Annotated in this window: 18 protein-coding genes; 10 read left to right on the forward strand and 8 right to left on the reverse strand. The window is 67.5% G+C overall.

Annotated features, from left to right (window positions below):
- Nucleotides 1–57: 57 nt before the first annotated feature.
- A complete protein-coding gene (locus U0177_RS25070; protein ID WP_409573407.1) occupies nucleotides 58–486 on the reverse strand; it encodes a CoA-binding protein in 429 nt (142 codons plus the stop codon).
- A gap of 336 nt (nucleotides 487–822) precedes the next feature.
- Here U0177_RS25070 and cax point away from each other — a divergent pair, with 336 nt between their 5' ends.
- The gene (gene cax / locus U0177_RS25075; RefSeq protein WP_409573408.1) at nucleotides 823–1,938 is read left to right on the forward strand and encodes a calcium/proton exchanger; all 1,116 of its coding nucleotides are present in this window, start codon (nucleotides 823–825) and stop codon (nucleotides 1,936–1,938) included.
- Between the two features lie 179 nt (nucleotides 1,939–2,117).
- Complete coding sequence (locus U0177_RS25080; protein ID WP_409573409.1) at nucleotides 2,118–3,050, forward strand: LysR family transcriptional regulator; 933 nt, start codon at nucleotides 2,118–2,120, stop codon at nucleotides 3,048–3,050.
- A 1-nt stretch (nucleotide 3,051) separates the two neighbouring features.
- On the opposite strand, the gene U0177_RS25085 is transcribed toward U0177_RS25080, so the two are convergent.
- Nucleotides 3,052–3,729, reverse strand: a complete 678-nt coding sequence (locus U0177_RS25085; RefSeq protein ID WP_409573410.1) for an Hpt domain-containing protein — start codon at nucleotides 3,727–3,729, stop codon at nucleotides 3,052–3,054.
- 201 nt (nucleotides 3,730–3,930) lie between these two features.
- Between U0177_RS25085 and U0177_RS25090 the strand changes: the two genes are divergently transcribed.
- A complete protein-coding gene (locus U0177_RS25090; RefSeq protein WP_409573411.1) occupies nucleotides 3,931–6,765 on the forward strand; it encodes a 2-oxoglutarate dehydrogenase E1 component in 2,835 nt (944 codons plus the stop codon).
- 65 nt (nucleotides 6,766–6,830) lie between these two features.
- A complete protein-coding gene (gene odhB / locus U0177_RS25095; protein ID WP_409573412.1) occupies nucleotides 6,831–8,066 on the forward strand; it encodes a 2-oxoglutarate dehydrogenase complex dihydrolipoyllysine-residue succinyltransferase in 1,236 nt (411 codons plus the stop codon).
- A gap of 336 nt (nucleotides 8,067–8,402) precedes the next feature.
- On the opposite strand, the gene U0177_RS25100 is transcribed toward odhB, so the two are convergent.
- Genes U0177_RS25100 through U0177_RS25110 form a run of 3 tightly spaced genes read right to left on the reverse strand, consistent with a single transcriptional unit; the run spans nucleotide 8,403 to nucleotide 10,041 of the window.
- Complete coding sequence (locus tag U0177_RS25100) at nucleotides 8,403–9,017, reverse strand: hypothetical protein (RefSeq protein ID WP_409573413.1); 615 nt, start codon at nucleotides 9,015–9,017, stop codon at nucleotides 8,403–8,405.
- On the reverse strand, nucleotides 9,014–9,487 hold the full coding sequence (locus U0177_RS25105) for a hypothetical protein (RefSeq protein ID WP_409573414.1): 474 nt from the start codon (nucleotides 9,485–9,487) through the stop codon (nucleotides 9,014–9,016). The genes U0177_RS25100 and U0177_RS25105 overlap by 4 nt, the downstream gene beginning before the upstream one ends.
- Nucleotides 9,463–10,041, reverse strand: coding sequence for a sigma-70 family RNA polymerase sigma factor (locus tag U0177_RS25110; protein WP_409573415.1), 579 nt, complete (start codon nucleotides 10,039–10,041; stop codon nucleotides 9,463–9,465). The genes U0177_RS25105 and U0177_RS25110 overlap by 25 nt, the downstream gene beginning before the upstream one ends.
- 189 nt (nucleotides 10,042–10,230) lie before the next feature.
- On the opposite strand from U0177_RS25110, the gene U0177_RS25115 reads away from it, so the two are divergent.
- Nucleotides 10,231–10,482, forward strand: a complete 252-nt coding sequence (locus U0177_RS25115; protein ID WP_409573416.1) for a hypothetical protein — start codon at nucleotides 10,231–10,233, stop codon at nucleotides 10,480–10,482.
- A gap of 77 nt (nucleotides 10,483–10,559) precedes the next feature.
- On the opposite strand, the gene U0177_RS25120 is transcribed toward U0177_RS25115, so the two are convergent.
- Entirely contained in the window at nucleotides 10,560–11,747 is a 1,188-nt protein-coding gene (locus U0177_RS25120) for a phosphoglycerate kinase (protein ID WP_409573417.1), read from the reverse strand.
- Between the two features lie 190 nt (nucleotides 11,748–11,937).
- Here U0177_RS25120 and U0177_RS25125 point away from each other — a divergent pair, with 190 nt between their 5' ends.
- The 3 genes from U0177_RS25125 (at nucleotide 11,938) to U0177_RS25135 (ending at nucleotide 17,254) form a co-directional block, all read left to right on the forward strand.
- On the forward strand, nucleotides 11,938–12,789 hold the full coding sequence (locus tag U0177_RS25125) for a DAK2 domain-containing protein (RefSeq protein WP_409573418.1): 852 nt from the start codon (nucleotides 11,938–11,940) through the stop codon (nucleotides 12,787–12,789).
- A 92-nt stretch (nucleotides 12,790–12,881) separates the two neighbouring features.
- Nucleotides 12,882–15,182 carry a histidine kinase N-terminal 7TM domain-containing protein gene (locus U0177_RS25130; RefSeq protein WP_409573419.1) on the forward strand — a complete coding sequence of 767 codons (2,301 nt, stop codon included), beginning with the start codon at nucleotides 12,882–12,884 and terminating at the stop codon, nucleotides 15,180–15,182.
- 215 nt (nucleotides 15,183–15,397) lie between these two features.
- Nucleotides 15,398–17,254, forward strand: coding sequence for a bifunctional metallophosphatase/5'-nucleotidase (locus U0177_RS25135; protein ID WP_409573420.1), 1,857 nt, complete (start codon nucleotides 15,398–15,400; stop codon nucleotides 17,252–17,254).
- A 347-nt stretch (nucleotides 17,255–17,601) separates the two neighbouring features.
- Here the strand turns inward: U0177_RS25135 and yidD are convergent, their stop codons facing one another.
- Together yidD and U0177_RS25145 are read right to left on the reverse strand one after the other, a co-directional pair.
- Nucleotides 17,602–17,823: a membrane protein insertion efficiency factor YidD gene (yidD, locus tag U0177_RS25140; RefSeq protein WP_409573421.1), complete on the reverse strand. Its 222-nt coding sequence runs from the start codon at nucleotides 17,821–17,823 to the stop codon at nucleotides 17,602–17,604.
- On the reverse strand, nucleotides 17,820–18,335 hold the full coding sequence (locus U0177_RS25145; protein ID WP_409573422.1) for a molybdenum cofactor biosynthesis protein B: 516 nt from the start codon (nucleotides 18,333–18,335) through the stop codon (nucleotides 17,820–17,822). Before U0177_RS25145 ends, yidD begins: the two co-directional genes overlap by 4 nt.
- Before the next feature lie 537 nt (nucleotides 18,336–18,872).
- Here U0177_RS25145 and U0177_RS25150 point away from each other — a divergent pair.
- Nucleotides 18,873–20,717, forward strand: coding sequence for an APC family permease (locus U0177_RS25150; RefSeq protein WP_409573423.1), 1,845 nt, complete (start codon nucleotides 18,873–18,875; stop codon nucleotides 20,715–20,717).
- Between the two features lie 73 nt (nucleotides 20,718–20,790).
- Nucleotides 20,791–22,641 carry an APC family permease gene (locus U0177_RS25155; RefSeq protein ID WP_409573424.1) on the forward strand — a complete coding sequence of 617 codons (1,851 nt, stop codon included), beginning with the start codon at nucleotides 20,791–20,793 and terminating at the stop codon, nucleotides 22,639–22,641.
- The last annotated feature ends 17 nt before the right edge of the window (nucleotides 22,642–22,658 follow it).

Consider the following 22,658-nt stretch of genomic DNA (forward strand, 5'->3'; position numbering starts at 1 on the left):
AACGGCGACAGTTGCTTGGCGTCAATTCGCGTCTATTCGCGTGCGGGCTGCGGCGCGCTAGTACAGCACGCTCTCGACCACGCGCATCAGGCGGCGGTGCTCGATCGCGATGCAGCGGTTCATCACCATGCCCAGGCCGGCCTGCTTCGCGCGCAGTGCGGCCGCCTGGTTCACGATCCCAAGCTGCGTCCAGACGACATCGGCGCCGATCGCGATCGCGTCTTCGACGATCGCCGGCACATACTCGGGGCGCCGGAAAATATCGACAATATCGACATGCTCGGTGATATCGCGCAGGCTGGCGTAGGGCCGCTCGCCCAGCACGCGCTCGCTCAGGTTCGGGTTCACCGGCAGCACGCGATAGCCATTGCGCTGCAGAAAGCGCGCCACAGCATACGAATCGCGCTCGGGGTGCTGGCTCAGGCCAACGACTGCGATCGTGCGGGTGTGGTGCAGCAGATCTCTGATCTCGTGGTCCGACAACATGGCAGGTTCCTCTCTGGCCGCCGCACGACATTCACGGTCGGCGCGCGATATACGAAGCCCGTATAAGCACAAACACGGCGCGGCCCTATTTCGGCCACGCCGCCGTATTGCTGCCAGAAGCAGAAGTCGAACCGCCGCACCGCCATTGTGCCTGCGGATATCCTACTCCTATCCTCACCGAAACGCAAGCCTTTGTGTCAAAAGATTTATCATAGGCGCGGCATCGCAGGAATGCGCGGGGTATTCCGTGGTATCATAGCGCCCACCGCAGCCAATTAGTACAGCTCAGGGGCAGAACCGGAAACCGCTGAAGGAGGAAGAAAGGAAGGAGCGCGCTTGAAGTACTTGCGCTATCTGCTGGCGTTCGTGCCGCTCGCGGCGGCGGCCGAATTTCTACACTGGAGTCCCATCCTCGTGTTTGTGTTCTCGTGCGTGGCGCTGGTGCCGCTGGCCGGCCTGCTTGGCGAAGCCACCGAAGAGCTGGCGATCCACACCGGCCCGCAGATCGGCGGCCTGCTGAACGCGACGCTGGGCAACGCGGCCGAGCTGATCATCACGATTGTGGCGCTGAGCCAGGGCCAGTTCGACTTGGTGAAGGCGTCGATCACCGGCTCGATCCTGGGCAACCTGCTGCTGATCCTCGGCGCCAGCCTGCTGCTGGGCGGCTGGCGGCACGGCACGCAGAAGTTCGACCGCACGCTCACCGGCGTGTCGGCCACGATGATGACGCTGGCAGTCATCGGCCTGATCATCCCGACGCTGTTCGAGCTGCTGCACGAGCTACAAAGCGGGCGGCTCGACGTGTTCAACACCAATGTGAACGACCCGGCGCTCAACCAGCTGAGCCTGTGGGTCGCCGGCATTCTGATCGTGCTGTACCTGCTGAGCCTGCTGTTTACGTTCCGAACGCCGGAGCGCGAGGAGCATTCCGGCACCGACGACCACTCCGAGGAAGAGCAGGCCCACACTGCCCGGTGGAGCGTGCCGATGTCGGTGGGAGTGCTGGCGATCAGCACGGTGGCGATCGTATTCCTGAGCGAATTTCTGGTGGGCGCAGTCGAGCCGGTGGTCGAGAGCCTGGGCATCAGCAAGCTCTTCCTGGGCGTGATCATCATCCCGATCGTCGGCAACGTAGCCGAGCATATCGTTGGCGTGCAGGTGGCGCTGAAGAACAAGATGGACCTGTCGCTGTCGATCTCGCTCGGATCGAGCATGCAGGTTGCGCTGTTTGTCGCGCCGCTGCTGGTGTTCATCAGCCTGCTGTTCGGCCCCGAGCTGACGCTGTTCTTCAGCCTGTTCGAGGTGGTGGCGCTGACGCTGGCGGTGTTCAGCGCCACGCTGGTGTCGGTGGACGGCAAAAGCAACTGGCTTGAGGGCGCGCAGCTGCTGGCGGTGTACCTGGTGGTGGCGCTCGGCTTTTACTTCACCGGCGCGGTGGTGCCTGCCCAGTAACATGGCTTACCCGGCGCCGCGCCGCCACGCGGTAGGTTAGGGGGCGCAGCCCGCCAAATTGCTTTTCTTTTTTTGGCCAGTCGCAGCCACATTGTGGCCGCGACTGGCCAAAAAAAAGCGGGCCGCGAGGGCGGCTTGCCGGCCCCGCGCCCCCAGCGCGTAACGTGGGTGCATAAGACATGCTCAACACGATCCACCTGCAAACCTTTCTCGCCGTAGTCGAGGCCGGCAACTACAGCGCCGCCGCCGAGCGCCTGCATATGTCGCAGCCCGCAGTGAGCCAGCACATCCGCGCGCTCGAAGATCAGCTCGACCACGTGCGGCTATTCCGGCGCGTCGGCCAGCAGATGATGCTGACGCACGCCGGCGAAGACCTGGTGATCTCGGCGCGCGAGATGCTGGCGCTCTCGGCGCGCGCCGAGGAGAGCATCCGCGCGCTGCGCGGGCAGGTCAGCGGGCGCGTGGTGGTAGGCTGCACGCCGTCGAGCGGCGAGGTGCTGCTGCCCACGCTGCTGCGCGAGTTCCACGCGCGCTTTCCCGCCATCGCCGTGACGGTGACGGTGGCGCCGATCGAGACGCTGCTGGAGTGGCTTGAGGATCACCAGGCCCAGATCCTGCTGGCCGAAGAGCAGCAGCGCCGGCGCGGCTGGGAGACGCTGCTGCTGGGTTCGGAGCGCGTGGCGCTCCTGGCGCCGCGCGGCCACGCGCTGCTGCAGCAAGAGCAAGCGCCGCCGGGCCTGCTGCGCGAGCACCCACTGGTGCTGCCGCGCGCCGGCACGCCGCTGCGGCGGATCATTGAGGACGGGCTGCGGCGGCGCGGCGTGGGCGCCGCCGATATCCACGTGGCGCTTGAAACCGACGCGATCGGCCTGACGCTGCAGGCAGTGCGCGACGGCATCGGGCTGGCGTTTGTGCCGCAGACGCGCATCCCGCGCGGCCGCGAGATGGGCGTGGTCGATCTGGCGGGAGTGAATATTCAGCACGACTGGTACGCCCTGCGCTCGCGCGAGCGCGGCGCGCCGCGCGCCGTGCAAGAGCTGTTCGGGTTTATCGGCAGCAAGGACGGCCGGCGCCTGCTGGCCAAAGATGGCCTGAAGGTGCCAAGCGAGTGACTCAGGCGAGCGCGGCTATCGCGCGGCGCAGCTGCTCGAAGGCCAGGTCAAGCTCGGCGACCTGCTCGGCGGCTGGCGGCACGGCCGTTGTAAGCGCCAGCGCCTGGTCGAGCGTGCGCGCCGCAGCGTTGAGCGGCGCGAGGTTCAGCGAAGCGCTGGCCCCGCGCATGGTGTGTACCAGCCGGCGCATCTGCTCGCACTCGTCGGCGCGCCACTCGCGCTGAAGGCCTGCCCAGCCGCGCGCGATCTGCTGCCATAGCTCCGGCAGCTCCAGAATATACTCGGCCGCCAGCTGGCGAATGAACTGCTCGAGCTGGCGGCTCTGGTGGCGCCGCCACAGCGCTGTCAGCTCGGCCGCTAGCGCGGGCGCGTCGGCGCCGGCCGGCAGCGTGGCGATCGCTCCGTGGGCCAGCTCGCTGGCGCCGGCCAGCGCTAGCGGCACGTCGGCGCAGGTGTGCATCCGGCGCAGCACGGCGACCTGCTGGGCCACAACGGCGGGCACGCGCCCGTCGAGCACGATCAGCTCGGGCTCGGGCGGCGGATCGGCCAGCGCCGCCTCTTCAGCCGATCCGCACGCCAGCGCGGCGGCCTGCGGCCCAAGCAGGGCTACGGCCGCTCGCAGGCCATCCAGCAGCGCCGGGTCAGCCGAGATCAGCAACAGCTTCAGCGATATCGGCATAGCAAGGCCTCTCGATAGGACTCATAGGTATATCGCTGGCGCGGCCAAACGGTTGCGCGAATCGCAGGCCGGCCACCCTTGACGCTCACTGGTGCGTCCTCTATACTTGAGCGCAGCATTTTTCTTCGCGTTCAGCCCATATCGTTTCCGCACAGCCGTCAATTGGCCGGTGTGGCTTCAGATTGCCACTAAGGAAGTGCAATGACCAACCTTTCGATGTTTCACGGCCCGAATGCCGGCTATGTGCTCGAGCTGTACGAGCGCTACCAGCGCGACCCGCTGTCGGTCGACGCGGCCACGCGCGCGGCGTTCGAGCGCTGGGCGCCGCCCGAGGCCACGCCCGCATCCGCACCCGCCGCATCCGCACCCGCCGCACCCGCCGCACCCGCGCCAGCGGCCGCCCAGCTCGACGTGACACGCACCGTCGCGGCTGCCCGGCTGATCCGCTACATCCGCGAGCTAGGCCACCTCGACGCGCGGATCGACCCGCTCGGCAGCGACCCGCCCGGCGACCTGGGGCTGCAGCTCAGCATCCACGGCGTCGACGAGGAGTTTCTGGCCGGGCTGCCGGCCAGCATTGTGCGCGGCCCGCTGGCCGCCGAATCGCACAACGCGCTCGAGGGCGTCGAGAAGCTGCGCGCGGCCTACTCTGGCTCGATCGGCTACGAGACCGACCACATCCAGAACTTCGAAGAGCGCAGCTGGATCCGCGAGGCGATCGAAAGCCGCCAGTTCTTCTACGGCTTTGTGAGCGACCGGCGCCGGCGTGAGCTGCTGATGCGGCTCACCGAGGTGGAGACGTTCGAGCGCTTCCTGCATACCAACTTCGTCGGCCAGAAGCGCTTCTCGCTTGAGGGCTGCGACATGCTCGTGCCCATGCTCGACTCGATCATCCGCAACGCCGCGCTGCTTGGCACGCACGAGGTGGTGATCGGCATGGCCCACCGCGGGCGCCTGAATGTGCTGGCGCACACGCTCGGCAAGCCCTACGACGCGATTCTGGCCGAATTCCACGCCGCCAACCGCAGCGATGGTGCCTCGCCTTCGGGCAAGGGCAGCGTCGGCTGGGCCGGCGACGTAAAATACCACCTGGGGGCGCAGCGCACCTACCGCGAAAGCGGGATCGAGTCGATGCCGATCACGCTGGCGCCCAACCCCAGCCACCTCGAATTCGTCAACCCGGTGGTCGAGGGCCGCGCGCGCGCCGCCCAGGAGCAGCGCGACCGGCCGGGCGCGCCCGAGCAGAGCGACCGCGCCTCGCTGGCGATTCTGATCCACGGCGACGCGGCGTTCCCAGGCCAGGGCGTGGTGGCCGAGACGCTGAATATGTCGCGGCTGAAGGGCTACCGCACCGGCGGCACGATCCATATCATTACCAACAACCAGATCGGCTTCACCACCGAGCCAAGCGACTCGCGCAGCACACTGTACGCCAGCGACCTGGCCAAGGGCTTCGAGATCCCGATCGTGCATGTGAATGCCGACGACGTGGAGGCATGCATCGCCGTGGCGCGCATGGCCCACGCCTACCGCGAGCAGTTCGGCAAGGATTTCGTGATCGACCTTGTGGGCTACCGCCGCTGGGGCCACAACGAGGGCGACGAGCCGGCCTTCACCCAGCCGAAGATGTACACGACGATCGCCAACCACGCGACGGTGCGCCAGATCTGGGCCGACCGGCTGATCGCCGATGGGCTGATCGACGCCGCCGAGGCCGAGCGCATGATCGCCGAGGTGACCGAGAAGCTGCAGCAGGCCCGCCGCGAGGCCGAGACCAAGCCGCACGAGGATCGCCGGCCCAAGCCCGCGCCGCCCGGCCTGGCCCGCCGTACCCAAACCGCAGTGCCCGCCGAGCGCTTGCAGATGCTGAACGCCGCGCTGCTCAACCGCCCCGCCGGCTTCACGATCAACAGCCGGCTCGAGCGCACACTCGAGCGCCGCCGCAGCGCCTTCGAGCTCGAGAATGGCATCGACTGGGGCCACGCCGAGGCCTTGGCGTTCGCCTCGATCCTGGCCGACGGCATCCCCATCCGCATCACCGGCCAGGACAGCGAGCGCGGCACGTTCAGCCACCGCCACGCCGTGCTGCGCGACACAAGCACCGGCCAGGCCTACACGCCGCTGCAGACGCTGCCGCAGGCCAAAGCCTCGTTCGCGATCCACAACAGCCCACTCTCCGAGGTGGCCGTGCTGGGCTTTGAGTACGGCTACTCGTCGCACGCGCCGAACACGCTGGTGCTGTGGGAGGCGCAGTTTGGCGATTTCGCCAACGGCGCGCAGGTGATCATCGACCAGTTCATCGTCAGCGGGCGCGCCAAGTGGAGCCAGCTGCCCGCGCTGGTGCTGCTGCTGCCGCACGGCTACGAAGGCCAGGGGCCCGAGCACTCCAGCGCGCGCCTCGAACGCTACTTGCAGCTGGCCGCCGACGAAAATCTGCGCGTGGCCAACTGCACCAGCGCCGGCCAGTATTTCCACCTGCTGCGCCGCCAGGCCGCGCTGCTCACCAGCGACCCGCGGCCGCTGATCGTGATGTCGCCGAAAAGCCTGCTGCGCCACCCGCGCGCCGGGTCATCGCTGCACGACCTGGCCGAGGGCCACTTCCAGCGCGTGATCGACGACCCGACCGGCCGCGAGCGCGCCGCCGACGTAACGCGCCTGGTGCTGTGCAGCGGCAAGGTGTATATCGACCTGCTGGGCGCGCCCGAGGCCAACTCCTCGCCGAGTGTGGCCGTCGCGCGTGTCGAGGAGCTGTACTCGTTCCCCGAGGCCGAGCTGCGCTCGCTGCTGGAGGGCTACCCGCACCTGCTTGAAGTGGTGTGGCTCCAAGAAGAGCCGCGCAATATGGGCGCATGGGGCTACATCGCGCCACGGCTGCGCGCGCTGCTGCCGCCCGACCTGCCGCTGCTGTACGTTGGGCGCGGCGAGTCGGCCACCCCTGCCGAGGGCTCGCTGGTCGAGCACACGCTCGAGCAGGCGCGGATCATCGCGCTGGCGCTGCAGGGCCAGCTGCAGCCGGCGGTTGGCAGCCTACCATAATCGCAGAGCAATTTCGTTGGAAGACCCGCTTGGTGCGTCAGTCGAGCGTATATTTGGAGAGTAGTATGGCTGTTGAAGTGCGCGTCCCGACCCTGGGCGAGTCGATTGTCGAGGCCACTGTCGGCAAATGGCTCAAGCGCGTCGGCGATGCGGTGGCGGCCGGCGAGACGCTGGTCGATCTCGAGACCGATAAAGTTAGTGTGGAAGTGACCGCCGGTAAGGCTGGCGTGCTTGAGCAGATCATCAAGGGCGAAGGCGAACGTGGCCGTCGGCGGGTGATCGGCACGCTTGGCGCGGGCGCGGCGAGGCAGAATGGCGTGAGCGCGCCTGCCGCTGCCGCCTGCCGCTCAGCCAACGCCTGCCGCGCCGCCGCCGACGAGCGCGACGCACGCGCCACGCCAGTGGCGCGCCGGATCCTCGCCGAGGAGGCGTTGATCTGCGGGCGATCGCCGGCAGCGGGTAGGAGCGGCCGCGTGACAAAAGAGGACATTGCGACGCAGCAAGCCCAGAGGCCGCCCCGGCTGCTCCAGCCGCAACCCAGCCGCGCCGCCACCCGCACAGCCAGCGGCCGCACCGGCGCGCCGGCCCCAGCCGCCGACAGCCGTGGCGAGGAGCGGGTGCGCCTGACCCGTCGCCGCCAGACCATCGCGCAGCCGCCTGGTCGAGCCCAGCATAACGCGGCAATGCTCACCACATTCAACGAGATCGACATGACCGCAGTGATGGAGCTGCGCAAGCGCCGCAAAGACACATTCAAAGAGCGCCACGGCATCGGGCTCGGGTTTATGTCGTTCTTCACCCGCGCGGTCGTCGGCGCCCTGAAAGCCTTTCCCATGCTCAACGCCGAGCTGCAGGGCAGCGAAATTGTGCTGAAGCGCTACTACGACATCGGCATTGCGGTGGGGGTGGAGGAAGGGCTGGTGGTGCCGGTGCTGCGCGACGCCGACCGCAAGAGCTTCGCGCAGATCGAGCGTGAGATCGCCGACCTGGCCGGGCGCGCGCGCGACGGCAAGCTCACGCTGGCCGAGCTGCAGGGCGGCACGTTCACCATCACCAATGGCGGCGTGTTCGGCTCGCTTATGTCTACGCCGATTCTCAACGCGCCGCAGGTCGGCATCCTGGGCATGCACAAGATCGAAGAGCGGCCGATCGCCCTGAACGGCCAGGTGGTGATTCGCCCTATGATGTACGTGGCGCTCTCATACGACCACCGGCTGATCGACGGGAGCACGTCGGTGCGTTTCCTGGTGCGCGTGAAAGAGCTGGTGGAAGATCCCGAGGCGCTGCTGCTCGAAGGGTAGGCGTATGCGGCATAGCGCCGGCCCGGCAGGCCGGCGCTATGCTGGCTAGGGCTGTGCCGCCGCGGCTAAGGATTGCCGCGCCAAGGCCAGGCAGCGCCAGCAGCTGAAACGCCAGCGCACCCCACAGCGGCGCGGCGGCGCTGAGCAGCGCGAGCGGCACCACCAGCGCCAGCACCGCCACCACCGGCAGGCTGCCCAGTGCGGGCCGCGCTCCAGGCCGCCGCGCCAGCCAATCGCCGCCGATGCGTGCCACGATCGCTAGGCCATAGGCATACGCCGCCGCCACCAGCAGCACCACTAGCACCCGCACCAGCGGCAGCCCAATCACCGAGGCGATCAGCAGCGCCAGCAGCAGCGGCGGCAGCGCCAGCGCCAGCGCGGCCGCGCTGAGCCAAGCGCCAGCGCACGGCGAGGCGCGCCGCCAGCGCGGCGCTCGCGATCTTGCGTTCGGCGCGGCCAGAAGGCCAGCAGCAGCAGGCAAAACGCCGCCAGCAGCGCGCCCGCAGTGCCGCCAAACAGCACCCGGCCTACGCCGCCGGGCACGCCTGCGCCATCGCCAGGCGCGAAAAGGTCGAGCAGGCTCGCCAGCGTGCCGCCGCCGGCTTCGCCCTGGATCGCCTGGCCAGCCACCACCGCGCCGGCCGCAAGCCGGAGCGCACCGCCGGATGCCATCACGTGCCCGGCCACCCGCCCCGTCGGCAGGATCGTCACCGCGCCGCCATAGCTCACGACATCGCCGCCAACTGTACCGGCGACGGTGATCGCCCCGCTCCAGCTGGTCACATCGCCGTCGACGCTGCCGTCGACGCGAATATCACGCCCGATCGTCGCCACGCTGCCCGGCTCGTGCTGGCCGGCCACGACGACCAGCGGGGCATCATCCTGGGCCAGCGCCGCGCCCGGCAGCAGCGCCGCGAGCAGTGCGCAGAACAGGTATATCAGTCGCTTCATGGCCCACGCTCCATCGCGTACTGCGGCGCTGGGCGCGCCAGCCACCACCACAGCGCCGCCACGCCGGCGAACAGCACCGCCAGCGCCAGCAGCTGCGGCGCGCCCGCCAGGCCAAACGCGCGCCACAGCGGCTTGGAAAGCAGCTGCAGCGCCAGCAGCGTTCGGCTCAGGCCGGCGCTGCCGTCGCCAAAGCGCAAGGCAAGCCAGTCGCCGCCGAAGAGCGCCGCCGCGCCAAGAGCCACAACCAGCAGCGCCAGCGCCAGCAGCGTCGCGCGCCAGGCCAGGCGTAGCCAGGCGGCCCACGCGGCCTGGCGGGCGGCCACGGCCGGTGGCTGGGACGGCAGGCGCCGCGCGCTGCGCGACACCAAATCGGGCGGCGGCGCGGCGAACTGCGGCTCGTCGAGGCGCGCGAGCGCGCGGCGTAGCGCCTGCTCGGCGCGCTCGTCTATGCGGTCGTCTCGGTATCCCATAGCATCTGTTCCTCTGGGCCTAGCGCCGCCGCCAGCATATGGCGGGCACGGTGCAGGCGGGTCTTGATTGTGCTCTCGGGCAGGCCGGTCACGCGCTCGATCTCCTCGTACGAGAGGTCGTGCCAGTAGCGCAGCACCGTCACCAGGCGGTAGTTCTCGGGCAGCCGCTGCAGCGCCTGCTGCACGCGCTCGCGCCGCTCGTGGCTGAGCGCGCTGCGCTCGGGGCCAGGCTCGGCGCTTGGCAGCGCATACGCCGCGTCGTCGAGCGTCAGCCAGGCGAACCTGCGGCGGCGCAGCCGGTCGATGCAGTAGTTCGAGCCAATCGACAGCAGCCACGTCGAAAACTTGCGCGTGCGGTCGAAGCTGGCCAGCCGCGTATACGCGCGCAAAAATATTTCCTGGCTGGCATCCTCGGCGTCTTCCGCGTTGCCGAGCATGCGATACGCCAGATTATAGACTGCCCCGGCGTAGCGATGCATCAGCTGGCCAAATGCCGCGCGATCGCCCCGCAGCGCCTGGTCGACCCAGCCGATCTCTTCGACCTGCTGATCCATAGAATCTTCCTACCCTGTATACGCGGGCCGGTGCGCAAAGTTTCAGCCGCTACTATAACTTGCAGAACGCTAGCTCTTCGTGTACCATACGAAACGGTTCTCGCAGGCTGGCTACCGCAGCCAGGCGAGAACCGTTTCCCGGCCTATCACGATACTCAGGCAGCTCATACCTGCCGAGGGAGACCGAGCGTGCCAGCTACCTACAATCGCGCGCAAATCCGTGCCGCGCTCGCACAGAACGACCCGGCGCTCAGCTTTTACCTCGATCTCGACACCGGCAATGTGGTGCAGATCAACGATACCGACACCTCGCCCGAAGTCGAGACGCTGCGCAACCAGGTGATGGAGGGCTACGGCGAGCGCTATCGCTACATCCCGGGCGGCAACCCCGCCGCCGACGATGCCGCTGTGGCCGCCTGGATGGAAACCGAAGGGATCTAGCCGGTAGGCCCAAGAACCGAGAGCCAAGAACCCGCTCGGCGCGATGGTTCCAGGTTCTCGGTTCTTGCCTCTGCACACTACTTGTCTTTGTCGTTCAGCGCTACCACGCCGGGCAGCGCGCGGCCCTCGAGCAGCTCGAGCGAGGCGCCGCCGCCAGTCGAGATATGGCCGATCTTGTCGGCCAGGCCCATCTGCTCCACCGCCGCCACCGAGTCGCCGCCGCCGATCACCGTGCGCCCGCCGCTCTCGCTCATCGCCTGCGCCACGCCGCGGGTGCCCTCGGCGAACGGCGCAGCCTCGAAGTAGCCCATCGGGCCATTCCACACCACCGTCTTGGCGCTCTTGATCCGCTCGGCGAACGCCGCCACCGTCTCCGGGCCGATGTCGAGAATGCGCCAGCCATCGGGTACGCTGTCGACGCTCACCGTCTTGCGGTTGGCGGTGGCGCTCATGGCGTCGGCGATCACCGCGTCGGTCGGCAGCAGGATCTCGGCGCTGCGCTCGCGCGCGAACTCAAGGATCTTGTTCACCTCGCCTACAGCATTCCGCTCCACCAGCGAGTCGCCCACCGGGTAGCCCATGGCCAGGAAAAAGGTGTTGGCCATGCCGCCGCCGATCAGCAGGCTGTCGACCAGGCGCAGCAGGTTGGTGATCACGCTAATCTTGTCGCTGATCTTGGCGCCGCCCATGATCGCCACAAACGGCCGCTCGGGGTTTTCGAGCAGGCCGCCCAGCTCGGAGATCTCGCGCTCGAGCAGCAGGCCGCTCACCGCCGGCAGGAAATGCGCCACGCCTTCGGTCGAGGCGTGCGCGCGGTGGGCCGCGCCAAACGCGTCGTTCACATACACATCGCCCAGCCGCGCCAGCTCGCGCGCCATGCTCTCGTCGTTGGCCTCCTCGCGCGCGTCGAAGCGCGTATTCTCGAGCATCAGCACGTCGCCGGGCTTCAGCGCCGCCGCCGCGGCCTCGGCCTCGGGCCCGACCGTCACCGGCACGCTTTGCACCGCGCGGCCCAGCAGCTCGGCAAGGTGCGCCGCCACCGGCGCCAGCCGCAGGCCCTCGACCACCTTGTTCTTCGGGCGGCCCAGGTGCGACATCAGCACCACCGCCGCGCCATGGTCGATCAAATATTGGATCGTCGGCAGGGCCGCGCGCACACGCGTGTCGTCGGTGATCCGGCCGTTCTCCAGCGGAACATTGAAGTCGACCCGCACGAGCGCGCGCTTGCCGGCCCACTCCACATCGCGGATGGTTTGCTTCGCCATATGGCCTCCTCTAGGTTTCACGCATCTAGCGCATCAGAACCGCGCCTATTGTATCATACCGCCCTCGCGCCAACGATTGCTGTTTATTTACTCAGCCCGCATGTTTGATTACGTTCGCGGCGCGGCGAGCGGCAGAATGGTGCTATACTGCGGCCTCGGGGCGGTTTGCATCCAGCAGAAAGGATTTCCTATGGCGCCAGCAGACGGACTGATCGGCCTGTTCGAGGCGATGACCCGGAATATCGAGCAGGATCGCGCGCAGATCAATAGCATCGACCACGGCGACAACGATACCGGCGACAACATGGCGGCAAACTTTCGCCTGATCACCGATACGCTATCGCATACGCTCGGCCCCGCCGGCAACACCGACGATATCGGCGCGGCGCTTGGCCACGCCGCCCAGGTGCTGAAGAAACGCGGCCAGGGCGCCACCGCGCCGATCTACGCCCAGGGGCTGCGCGAGGCCGGCAAGCGCCTGGCCGGCCAAACCAGCTTCTCGCTCGACGACCTGCTGCCGCTGCTCGAAGGACTGCTGGCGGGCGCGCGCCAGGCCAGCGGTACGAAGCAGGGCGATGGCTCGCTGCTCGATGTGCTGCTGCCCGGTATTCTGGCGTATGTGCAGGCCAAGCGCGGCGGCCAATCCGATGTCGACGCGATCCTGACGGCGCTGCTGAACCTGCGGCGCGGCTCGTTCGGCACCGCACAGTCGCCGGTGGGCTATGGCAGGTCGGGCGGAACCGATACCTCGGGCAAGATCGACCCCGGCGCGGCCGGCGCGGCCTCGCTGCTCGAGGGCCTGTTCGGTGCCCTGCTGCGCGGCGTGCTCAGCCAGGCTGGCGGCGCAGCCTCCCAGCCGCCGGCGCAGGCGCCAGACCCGCAACCGAACAACCAGCCCGGCGACGGAACGCCGCTGCCGCTGCCCGGCCTCCCCAGCGGCCTGGGCGACTTGCTGGGCCAGCTGCTGGGCGGGGCAGCCGGCCAGGCCGCGCCGAGCGCCCCGGCGCCAGGCCAGGGCAGCAGCCACCGCAAGTACACCTGACGGCAGGAATGTGCAGTGCCCTCGTAGCAAGGCCCGCGGGTGGCTTGCGCGCTCAAGTATAATGGGATTCCATCCGTAGCTGAGTCGCGCATATGAGTGCACTGCCCCCGATCATTCTGTACCTGATTCCCGCCTGCATCTCGGCCGGGCTGGCGCTCTATGGCTGGCAGCGCCGCACCACCGAGGCCCGGCCATTCAGCTTGCTCATGCTGGCAGTGGCCTTTTGGTCGCTGTGCCATACGTTCAGCGTCGGCAGCCCGACCCACGCCTGGGCGCTGTTCTGGGCACAGGTGCAGTACGCCGGGATTGTGGCGGTAGGGCCGTGCTGGCTGCTGTTCGCGCTGGCCTACGCCCGGCGCCAGAGCCGCGCCGGCGGCCTGACCGTGGCCTTGCTGACGCTGCCGCCGGCGCTGGCCTACCTGGCGGTGCTGACCAACGGCTGGCACCACATGTGGTGGAGCCGGATCGAGCCCGACCCAACCCGGCCATTCGTGGCGCTGGCGGTGCAGCGCGGCGTCCTGTTCTGGCTGCACTTCCTGTACTCCTACGCCTGCGTTGGCCTGGGCCTCGGCTTCTTCATCTACGCGCTGCGCGAGCCGCGCCTGCTGTACCGCAGCCAGGCCGAGTTCGTGCTGCTGGCCGCGCTGTTCCCGATCGTCGGCAACATCGCCTACGTGCTCGGCGGCTTCCAGATCCGCGCCATCGACGACCCCACGCCGTTTTTGTTCACCGCCTCGGGCGCGCTGATGTTCTACGCCACGCGCCAGTACCAGCTGCTCAACCTTACGCCGATCGCTCAGCAGGAGATCGTCGACGAGATGCCCGATGGCTTGGTGGTGCTCGACCGCCACGGCGCGATTGCCGCCGCCAACCCGGCCGCCGCGCGGCTGCTGGCCGTAGGCACCGACGCCTGGCTCGGCCGCGGCATGCCCGAGCTTGCCGCCCACTCGGCGCTGGCCGCCGCGATTGTGCCGCTGCTAAACCAGGCCGACCGCGCCACCGGCACCACCAGCGCCACCGTCGAGTATCGCGCCGACGCCGGCAGCCATGTGGTCGAGGCGCGCCTGCGCCCGATCGGCGGCAGCCGCAGCCGCGCGGGCACGCTGCTACTGCTGCGCGACGTGACCGACCGCGCCCAGATCGAACGCCAGCTCGACCGCCGGCTGGCCGAGCTGACGCTGCTTAGCCAGATCGCCAGCCTGGCCAATGCCGCAGCCTACACCGACGACCTGCTGCGCGCGATCACCGGCGAGATTGTGCGGGCGATGCACTGGGATCGGGTCATGATCGGCCTGCTCCAGCCCGATGGCCAGGCGCTGCGCGTGGTGGTCGACGACGCGCCCGGCGTCGCCAGCTTTGCCAACGCAACTGTGTCGGCCAGCGAGTTCGGCATTATCTTCGAGATCGTGGGCGCGCGCGCCAGCCGCGTGCTCGCGCTGAGCGACCCGGCGCTGCACGACACGCGCACCGCCGCCGAGATGGCGAACCTCGGGCTGCAAACCATGCTGGTGGTGCCGCTGTACCAGCGCGACGAGCCGCTAGGCGCGATGGCGATGGGCTACACCACCGCGCTGGCGATCCAGGCCGAGAACCTGCGGCTCTACGAGACCGTCGGCCGGCTGGTGAGCGACGCGATCACGCGCGCGCGGCTGTACGAGGCCGCCAACGAAGCCAGCGCGCTGAAATCCGCGTTTCTCGCAACCGTCAGCCACGAGCTGCGCACTCCGCTGACATCGATCATCGGCTACGCCGATATGCTCGACCAGGGCGTGTTTGGGCCGCTGCCCGAGCGCACCTTCGAGCCGCTGAGCCACATCCGCCGCAGCGGCCAGATGCTGCTGCAGCTGATCAACGACATCCTCGATTTCTCGAAGCTCGAGGCCGGCCATTTCAGCATCGACCTCTACCCCGTCGATGTGGCCAGCGTGATCGCCAGCGTTGTCGGGGCGCTCCAGCCGCAGATCCGCGCGCGCGCGCTCGTGCTTGAGCTGCAGCTCGAGCGCGATCTGCCGCTCGTGCGCGCCAACAGCAGCCGCCTGGAGCAGATCGTCACCAACGTGCTGGCGAACGCGGTGAAGTTCACCGAGCGCGGCACCATCCGCGTGGCGGCCGAAGAGCGCGGCGGGCGCCTGGTGCTGAGCGTGCAGGATACTGGCATCGGCATCGCGCCCGAGCAGCTTCAGCGGATCTTCCAGCCGTTTCACCAGGTCGACAACCAGCTGACGCGCCGGTTCGGCGGAACCGGGCTGGGCCTGGCAATCAGCCAGCGTATGCTCGAGCTGATGCACGGCACGATCCACGTCGTGAGCGCGCCCGGCCACGGCTCGACATTCACGATCGAGCTGCCGATCGCCGAGGTGGGCGCACTGCGCGAGCGCGAGCACCATAGCTAGCCACAGCGCACATCCTCTGTCTACTCTACGCCAAACGGCCCGCAAAAGCGTGTATAATGCAGGCTCGCGCCTCGATGATCGCCGCAGCCGCCATTGAAATCACACCGGGTTCGCGATTGGAGCGCGCTCGGTGCGGCGGCCGCAGCGCGCGAACCTCCGACGCCGCGCGACGCTGGAGTGCCGCACAGCACGGGCGCCAGCGGGAAGGAGAGTATATGCTGTTTCGTCGAATGCTGCCGGCACTGATCGGATGCGCGCTGCTGCTGCCGAGCCTGCTGCTGGCGCCCACTGCGGGCGCGAAGGACGAAGCCACCACCATCACCATCCTGCAAACCAGCGACCTGCACACCAACCTGCTGCCCTGGGACTACTACACCGGCAAGGTGGCCGACTGGGGCCTGGCGCGCGTTGCCACGCTGATCAAGCAGGAGCGCGCCAAAGATCCAAACCTGCTGCTGCTCGACAGCGGCGACACCATCCAGGGCACGCCGCTGGGCTACTACTACGCCCGCATCGACCAGAAGGCCGTTCACCCGATGGCGCTGACGATGAACGCGCTCAGGTACGACGCGGCAGCGATCGGCAACCACGAGTTCAACTACGGCCTCGATACGCTCAATCGCTGGAAGGGCCAGCTGAACTTCCCGCTGCTCTCGGCCAACATCCGCAAGAGCGACGGCAGCGAGGCATTCCAGCCCTACGTCATCAAAGAGGTCAACGGCGTCAAGGTCGGCATTCTCGGCCTCACTACCCCGGCGATCCCCAACTGGGAAAAGCCCGAGAATATCGCCGGCCTGCGCTTCGACAGCCCGGTCGACACCGCCAGGCAGTACGTGCCGCAGATCAGGGCCGCCGGCGCCGACGTGGTTGTGATCTCGCAGCATATTGGCTGGGACAAAACGCCTGCCAACACGCGCGACCCGCAGGCCTGGCTTGCCGACCCGAGCAGCTGGGTGCCCAGCGGCTCGCTGCCCGACGAGAACCTGACGATCGAGCTGGCCCAGCAGGTGCCGGGCATCGACGTGATTCTGGCGGGCCACTCGCACCTCGACGTGCCCAAAGCGCTGATCAACAATGTCTTGATCGTCGAGCCGTCGTACTGGGGCCGCGCGCTCGCCAAAGTCACGCTGCAGCTGCAGCGCAGCGGCTCGGGCTGGCAGGTCGCCGGCAAAGACTCGGCGCTGCAGTATGTGAAGGGCGTCGACGCCGACCAGCAGCTGACCGACCTGGCCTACCCGTACCACGACCAGACACTCAAGTATATCAGCACGCCAATCGGCACGGCCACGGGCGAATTCCCAGGCGGCCCGGCCGCGCGCTACACCGACGGCCCGCTGGCCGACCTGATCAACACCGTGCAGAGCGATGCCGCGGCTGCGGCAGGCTACCCCGTCGACATCTCGCTGGCGGCGATCTTCAACGACACCGGCCACATTCCGCAGGGCCAGATCGCGCTGCGCGACGCGTACAGCTCGTACATCTACGATAACACGCTGTATGTGCTGCAGATCAACGGCGACATCCTGCGCCGCGCGCTCGAAAAAGACGCCGAGTACTTCAAGACGGCCGACGCGGCCAACCTGCCGGCCGACCCGAAGGGCCTGGTGTCGCCGCAGGTGCCCGACTACAACTGGGATATCTACACCGGCATCGACTACACGATCGACCTGACCAAGCCAGTCGGCCAGCGCGTCACCAAGCTGCAGTTCAAAGGCAAAGACGTAGCCCCCGACCAGGCGTTCCGCATCGCGATCAATAACTACCGCGCCTCGGGCGGCGGCGGCTTCGCGATGTTTAAAGAGGGCACGCGGGTGTGGCAGTCGACGAATGAGATCCGCGACCTGATCGCCGCATATGTTCAGGCGCACCAGCCGCTCGACCCGGCGGCGATCAACACGCGGAACTTCACGCTGGTGCCGGATCTGTACGCGCGCTACTACGCAAGCGGGCAGCCGCAGCAGCCTTCGCGCCTGCCGAATACCGGCGGCGCGGCGCTGCCGGCCGGGCTGGTGCTGGCAGCCGGAGCCGCGCTGGCCGCCGGCGCCGCGCTACGCCGGCGCGCGCATCGCTAAGGGACGCCTCACTCCTTGAGCGGAACGCGTCACTCCTTGAGCGGAACGCCTCACTCCTTGAGGGGAACGCCTCACTCCTTGAGGGGAGCCTGTCACTCTTTGAAGGGAACGCCTCACTCCTTGAGCGGAACGCGTCACTCTTTGAGGGGAACGCGTCACTCCTTGAGAGGAACGCCTCACTCCTTGAGGCGAGTGACGCGGTGGGGGTTCGGGGGGGCGGCAAAGCCGCCCCTCGAAAGCTTCCTTTTTGCCCGGTCGTGGCCGCAAAGGGGCAAAAAATGATTTTGGAGGGCGCAAGCCCTCCAAGCCTCCCAGGCGCGAGGAAACCGCGGCTGGAACCTCGCCCTTTAGGGCACCGGGTCGTAGCCGCCTTGCGCCCAAGGATGGCAGCGCAGGATGCGCTTGGTACCAAGCCAGCCACCCTTGAGAATGCCATACTTCTCGATCGCCTGGTACATATACGTCGAGCAGCCCGGCTCGTAGATGCAGCTTGGCGGCAGCAGCGGCCGCAGAAAGCGCTGGTAGAAGCGGATGAGCAGCAGAAATGGCCAGTTGATCGCGCGTTTCATTGGCGTATTGTCTCCCACACCAGATGCGGCAGCTCGGGAATGATCAGCTTTTCGAGCGCCAGGCGCACCGCGCCGGTCGAGCCGGGCAAGCAGAAGACCAGCGTGCCGCCGAACAGGCCGGCGGTGGCGCGCGAGAGCATCGCGGCCGGGCCGATGTCGGCGTACGAGAGCATGCGAAAGAGCTCGCCAAAGCCCGGCAGGCGCTTCTCGAGCAGCGCGTCGATCGCCTCAAACGTGCTGTCGCGGCGGGCAATGCCGGTGCCGCCGTTGCTGATAATCACCTGGCAGCCACGCGCGGCCATGTCGCGCACCAGGCCGACGATCTGGGCCGGCTCGTCTTTCACCACGGCGTAGGCCAGCAGCGCGTGGCCCTCGGCCTCGAGCGCGGCGCGAATAGCCGCGCCGCTGGTGTCGGTGTCGGGCGTGCGCGTATCGCTGATTGTGATCACCCCGCAGCCGATCGCGCGCGCTACCGCGGCGCGGGCTTGCTGTTCGTGCTCGGCGTAGCCCATGGTGTTGCTCCTGGCCGCGGCGCTCGCGGCGCGTGTGTTTGGCGCATGCTACCACGGCTTTGGCCGCAACGCCAGCACGCCCGCTGTAGTCCAGGGCTGGTGCAACGTCGGCCCTCACCCCCCTTACCCCCTCTCCCGCGCGTGGGAGAGGGGGGTAAGGGGGTGAGGTGCGGTCGCGGCGGAACCGCACCACAAAGCCAGATGTGTTTCCCCCTCCCCTGACAAAGGAGGAGGTAGGGGGAGGGGTCGAAAGACGTTGCACGAGCCCTGGCTGTAATCGAACCGGCGCACAAACGCTTCGATCCCTCAATAGCTGGCGCTTGACTGACGGTACGGCTCGTGCTATGATCTGTCGCGCTGCGGCACCCCAACCCGCTGGTAAGTGAAGATGGCGCGCGGTGTTGCGCCGTGCCACTGTTGTCAGCTTGATATGACAGCCGACCATGCGCCGACTGCCTTCGGCGTATTTTTTGTTGGGCGGATTTTAGCCTCCCGCAGCATCTACCGGCTGTGGGTTGTATCACACAGGTAGATATTATGATGGCTGAACTAAAGCGCCTGGTGGTTGGTATGCCGCTCGAGACGGCGGCGCAACATCACCAGCGGCTAAGCAAACGCATCGCACTGGCGGTGTTCTCCTCCGACGCGCTTTCGTCGGTGGCGTATGCCAGCGAGGCAATCCTGTTCGTGCTGGTGCTGGCCGGGCCGGCGGCGCTCCCACTGGTGATCCCGATCTCCGTCGCAATTGTGGTGCTGCTGCTGATCGTCGGGTTCTCGTACCGCCAGACGATCCACGCCTACCCGAATGGCGGCGGCGCGTATATCGTGGCCCACGAGAACCTGGGCGAAGTGCCCGGCCTGATCGCCGCCGCGTCGCTGCTGATCGACTACGTGCTGACCGTCGCGGTGTCGGTGTCGTCGGGCGTGTTCGCGATCACGTCGCTGGCGGCGACGTGGGGCTACCAGAGCCTGGGCGACTACCGCGTCGAGATTGCGCTCGGCTGCATCGCGCTGATTACGATCATCAATCTGCGCGGCGTGAAAGAAAGCGGCGCGATCTTCTCGGTGCCAACCTATATCTTTATCTTCAGCATGGTCGGCATGATCCTGTTTGGCCTGGTGCAGACGGCGCTGGGCGGCTGGGTGGCCGCTGCGCCCAAGCTCGAGCACACCGTTGCCGCCGCCGAGCCGCTGGGGCTGTTTCTGATCTTGCGCGCGTTCGCGGCCGGCTGCACCGCGCTCACCGGCGTTGAGGCGATCTCGAATGGCGTGCCGGCATTCCAGAAGCCCGAGTCGCACAACGCCGCGACTACGCTGCTGTGGATGATCGCGACGCTCGGCACCATGTTCCTCGGCATCAGCGTGCTGGCGCACTTCTACGGCGCAACGCCGCGCGAAGACGTGAGCGTGATCTCGCAGATGGCCAGCCAGATCGTCGGCACCGGCCCGCTGTTCTTCGTCATCCAGGTGGCTACCGCGCTGATCCTGGTGCTGGCCGCCAACACCAGCTACGCCGATTTCCCACGGCTGGCCTCGCTGCTCTCGCGCGACCGCTTTCTGCCGCGTCAGTTTGCCAGCCGCGGCGACCGGCTGGTGTTCTCGAATGGCATCCTGGCGCTGGGCGCGTTCGCCGCGCTGCTGGTGATCGCCTTCAACGCCCGCGAGCAGGCCATGCTGCCGCTGTACGCGATCGGCGTGTTCATCTCGTTCACGCTCTCGCAGTTCGGTATGGTGCTGCACTGGCTGCGCATTCGCGAGGCAGGCTGGCGCACCAGCGCGGTTGTCAACGCTGTGGGCGCGGTGCTCACCGCCGTCGTGCTGGTGGTGATTGTCGTCACCAAGTTCAGCCAGGGCGCCTGGGCGGTGCTGCTGCTGACGCCAGTGCTGGTGCTGCTGTTCCGCTCCATCCACACCCACTACAAAGATGTAGCCCGCCAGCTTTCGCTCGAAAAGCTCGGCCGCGTCGACGCAGTGCGGCGGCATACCGCAGTGGTGCTGGTGTCGGGCGTGCATCGCGGCGTGATCCCGGCGCTTGAGTTCGCCAAGTCGCTCGCACCCGATAACACCACCGCGCTCTTCGTCGACCTCGACGCCGAGCAGACGCACAAGCTGAAGACAAAGTGGGAGCAGTGGGGCAGCGGCGTGCCGCTGAAGATCCTCGAATCGCCCTACCGCTCGCTGGTAGGGCCGATCATGCGCTACATCGACGAGGCCGACGCCGAGTACGACGACGATGTGCTATCGGTGATTCTGCCCGAGTTCATTCCCTCGAAGTGGTGGCAGCACCTGCTGCACAACCAGACGGCGCTGGCGATCAAGGCCGCGCTGCTATTCCGTAAGAATGTCGTGGTGATCAGTGTACCTTACCACCTCGAGCGCTAGCGGCATTGCCGGCGCCGAGGTTTAATGGTATGATTCCCCGCCGTATATCAAGGCTATCACCAGAGAAGAGGCTATGCTTGCGGAACTAAAGCGCCTGTTTGTCGGCCAGCCACTCGCGAACGAGCAGCTGGCCCACGAGCGGCTCACCAAGCGCATCGCGCTGGCGGTATTCTCCTCCGACGCACTTTCGTCGGTCGCGTATGCCACCGAGGCCATCCTGATCGCCCTGCTGGCCGCCCAGAGCGCGGCGCTGGGCTACGCCACACCCATCGCGATCGGCATTGCGCTGCTGCTCATCACCGTGGCATTCTCGTACCGCCAGACGATCATCGCCTACCCGCAGGGCGGCGGCACCTACATTGTGTCGCGCGAGAACCTGGGGGTTACGCCATCGCTGGTGGCGGCCTCGGCGCTGCTGATCGACTATGTGCTGACTGTGGCGGTGAGCATGTCGGCGGCGGTGGCGGCGATCACCTCGGCCGTGCCCGCACTCGACCCATACCGCGTCGAGCTGGCGATCGGCCTGATCAGCCTGGTGACGCTGGCGAACCTGCGCGGCATCAAAGAGTCGGGGCAGATCTTCGCCATCCCGACCTACCTGTTTATTCTGAGCATGTTCGCGCTGATCGGCGCGGGCCTGATGCAGCTGATCGCCGGGGGCGGCAGCGTCGCGCCCGCGCCGGCGCCGCACATGCCCTACATCGCCGAGGAAACCCAGAGCATTACGTTCTTTCTGCTGCTGCGCGCGTTCGCGGCCGGCTGCACCGCGCTCACCGGCATCGAGGCGATTGCCGACGGCGTGCCGGCGTTTAAGAAGCCCGAGGCGCGCAATGCCTCGATCACGCTGGTGATCATGGCGGTGATCCTGTGCCTGATGTTCCTCGGCACTACCGTGCTGGCCAACGCCTACCATATTATGCCCGACGGCAGCCCCGAGCCCGAGACGGCCAACTCGCAGCTCGCGCGGGTGATCTTCGGCTCGGGATCGCCGTTCTACTATATTCTGCAGATCGCGACCATGCTGATCCTGGTGCTGGCCTCGAACACCGCCTTCGCCGACTTCCCGCGCCTCTCGTACTTTCTGGCGCAGGATCGCTTTCTGCCGCGCCAGTTCGCGCAGCGCGGCGACCGGCTGGTGTTTTCGAATGGCGTGGTGGCGCTCGGCATCTTCGCTGTGCTGCTGGTGGTGGGCTTTGGCGCGAAAGAGCAGTCGCTGCTGCATCTGTACGCGGTGGGCGTGTTTCTGTCGTTTACGCTCTCGCAGTTCGGCATGGTGCAGCGCTGGCGGCGCATACGCACACCCGGCTGGCAGCGCAGCGCGGCGATCAACCTGCTGGGCTCGCTGGTGACCGGCACAGTGCTGGTGGTGATCGCCTCGACGAAGTTCCTTGAGGGCGCCTGGGCGGTGCTGCTGCTGATCCCGATCATGGTCGTGGCGCTGCGCAGCATCAACTCGCACTACAAGGCGGTGGCTCGCCAGCTCTCGCTGGCCGACGCGCCCATGCCGAGCGAGGTTAAGCGCCACACCGCGCTGGTGCTGATCAGCGGCGTCCACCGTGGCGTGGTGCCGGCGCTGCAGTACGCGCTCTCGATCGCGCCCGATAACGTCACGGCGGTGTATGTCGATCTCGAGCCCGAGGCCACCGCCAAGCTGCGCGAAAAGTGGAAGCGCTGGGGCAGCGGCATCCCGCTGACGATTCTCAGCTCGCCGTACCGCTCGCTGGTGCGCCCGCTGATGGCGTATATCGACGAGATCGACGCGCAGTACGACGACGACGTGCTCACGATCGTCATGCCCGAGTTCATCCCCTCGAAGTGGTGGCAGCACCTGCTGCACAACCAGACGGCGCTGCTGATCAAGGCGACGCTGCTGTTCAGCAAGGGCAAGATCGTCACCAGCGTGCCCTACCGGCTCGAAGACTAGCCGGTACGTTATACCAA

Source organism: Kouleothrix sp. (assembly GCF_046328425.1).
Classification (GTDB): Bacteria; Chloroflexota; Chloroflexia; order Chloroflexales; family Roseiflexaceae; genus Kouleothrix.

Excerpts from the sequence above, each read along its gene's own strand:
- U0177_RS25070 (WP_409573407.1), bottom strand. The coding sequence starts at position 486 with ATGTTGTCGGACCACGAGATCAGAGATCTGCTGCACCACACCCGCACG.
- U0177_RS25080 (WP_409573409.1), top strand. The coding sequence starts at position 2,118 with ATGCTCAACACGATCCACCTGCAAACCTTTCTCGCCGTAGTCGAGGCC.
- U0177_RS25085 (WP_409573410.1), bottom strand. The coding sequence starts at position 3,729 with ATGCCGATATCGCTGAAGCTGTTGCTGATCTCGGCTGACCCGGCGCTG.
- U0177_RS25090 (WP_409573411.1), top strand. The coding sequence starts at position 3,931 with ATGACCAACCTTTCGATGTTTCACGGCCCGAATGCCGGCTATGTGCTC.
- odhB (WP_409573412.1), top strand. The coding sequence starts at position 6,831 with ATGGCTGTTGAAGTGCGCGTCCCGACCCTGGGCGAGTCGATTGTCGAG.
- U0177_RS25100 (WP_409573413.1), bottom strand. The coding sequence starts at position 9,017 with ATGAAGCGACTGATATACCTGTTCTGCGCACTGCTCGCGGCGCTGCTG.
- U0177_RS25105 (WP_409573414.1), bottom strand. The coding sequence starts at position 9,487 with ATGGGATACCGAGACGACCGCATAGACGAGCGCGCCGAGCAGGCGCTA.
- U0177_RS25110 (WP_409573415.1), bottom strand. The coding sequence starts at position 10,041 with ATGGATCAGCAGGTCGAAGAGATCGGCTGGGTCGACCAGGCGCTGCGG.
- U0177_RS25120 (WP_409573417.1), bottom strand. The coding sequence starts at position 11,747 with ATGGCGAAGCAAACCATCCGCGATGTGGAGTGGGCCGGCAAGCGCGCG.
- U0177_RS25125 (WP_409573418.1), top strand. The coding sequence starts at position 11,938 with ATGGCGCCAGCAGACGGACTGATCGGCCTGTTCGAGGCGATGACCCGG.
- U0177_RS25130 (WP_409573419.1), top strand. The coding sequence starts at position 12,882 with ATGAGTGCACTGCCCCCGATCATTCTGTACCTGATTCCCGCCTGCATC.
- U0177_RS25135 (WP_409573420.1), top strand. The coding sequence starts at position 15,398 with ATGCTGTTTCGTCGAATGCTGCCGGCACTGATCGGATGCGCGCTGCTG.
- yidD (WP_409573421.1), bottom strand. The coding sequence starts at position 17,823 with ATGAAACGCGCGATCAACTGGCCATTTCTGCTGCTCATCCGCTTCTAC.
- U0177_RS25145 (WP_409573422.1), bottom strand. The coding sequence starts at position 18,335 with ATGGGCTACGCCGAGCACGAACAGCAAGCCCGCGCCGCGGTAGCGCGC.
- U0177_RS25150 (WP_409573423.1), top strand. The coding sequence starts at position 18,873 with ATGATGGCTGAACTAAAGCGCCTGGTGGTTGGTATGCCGCTCGAGACG.
- U0177_RS25155 (WP_409573424.1), top strand. The coding sequence starts at position 20,791 with ATGCTTGCGGAACTAAAGCGCCTGTTTGTCGGCCAGCCACTCGCGAAC.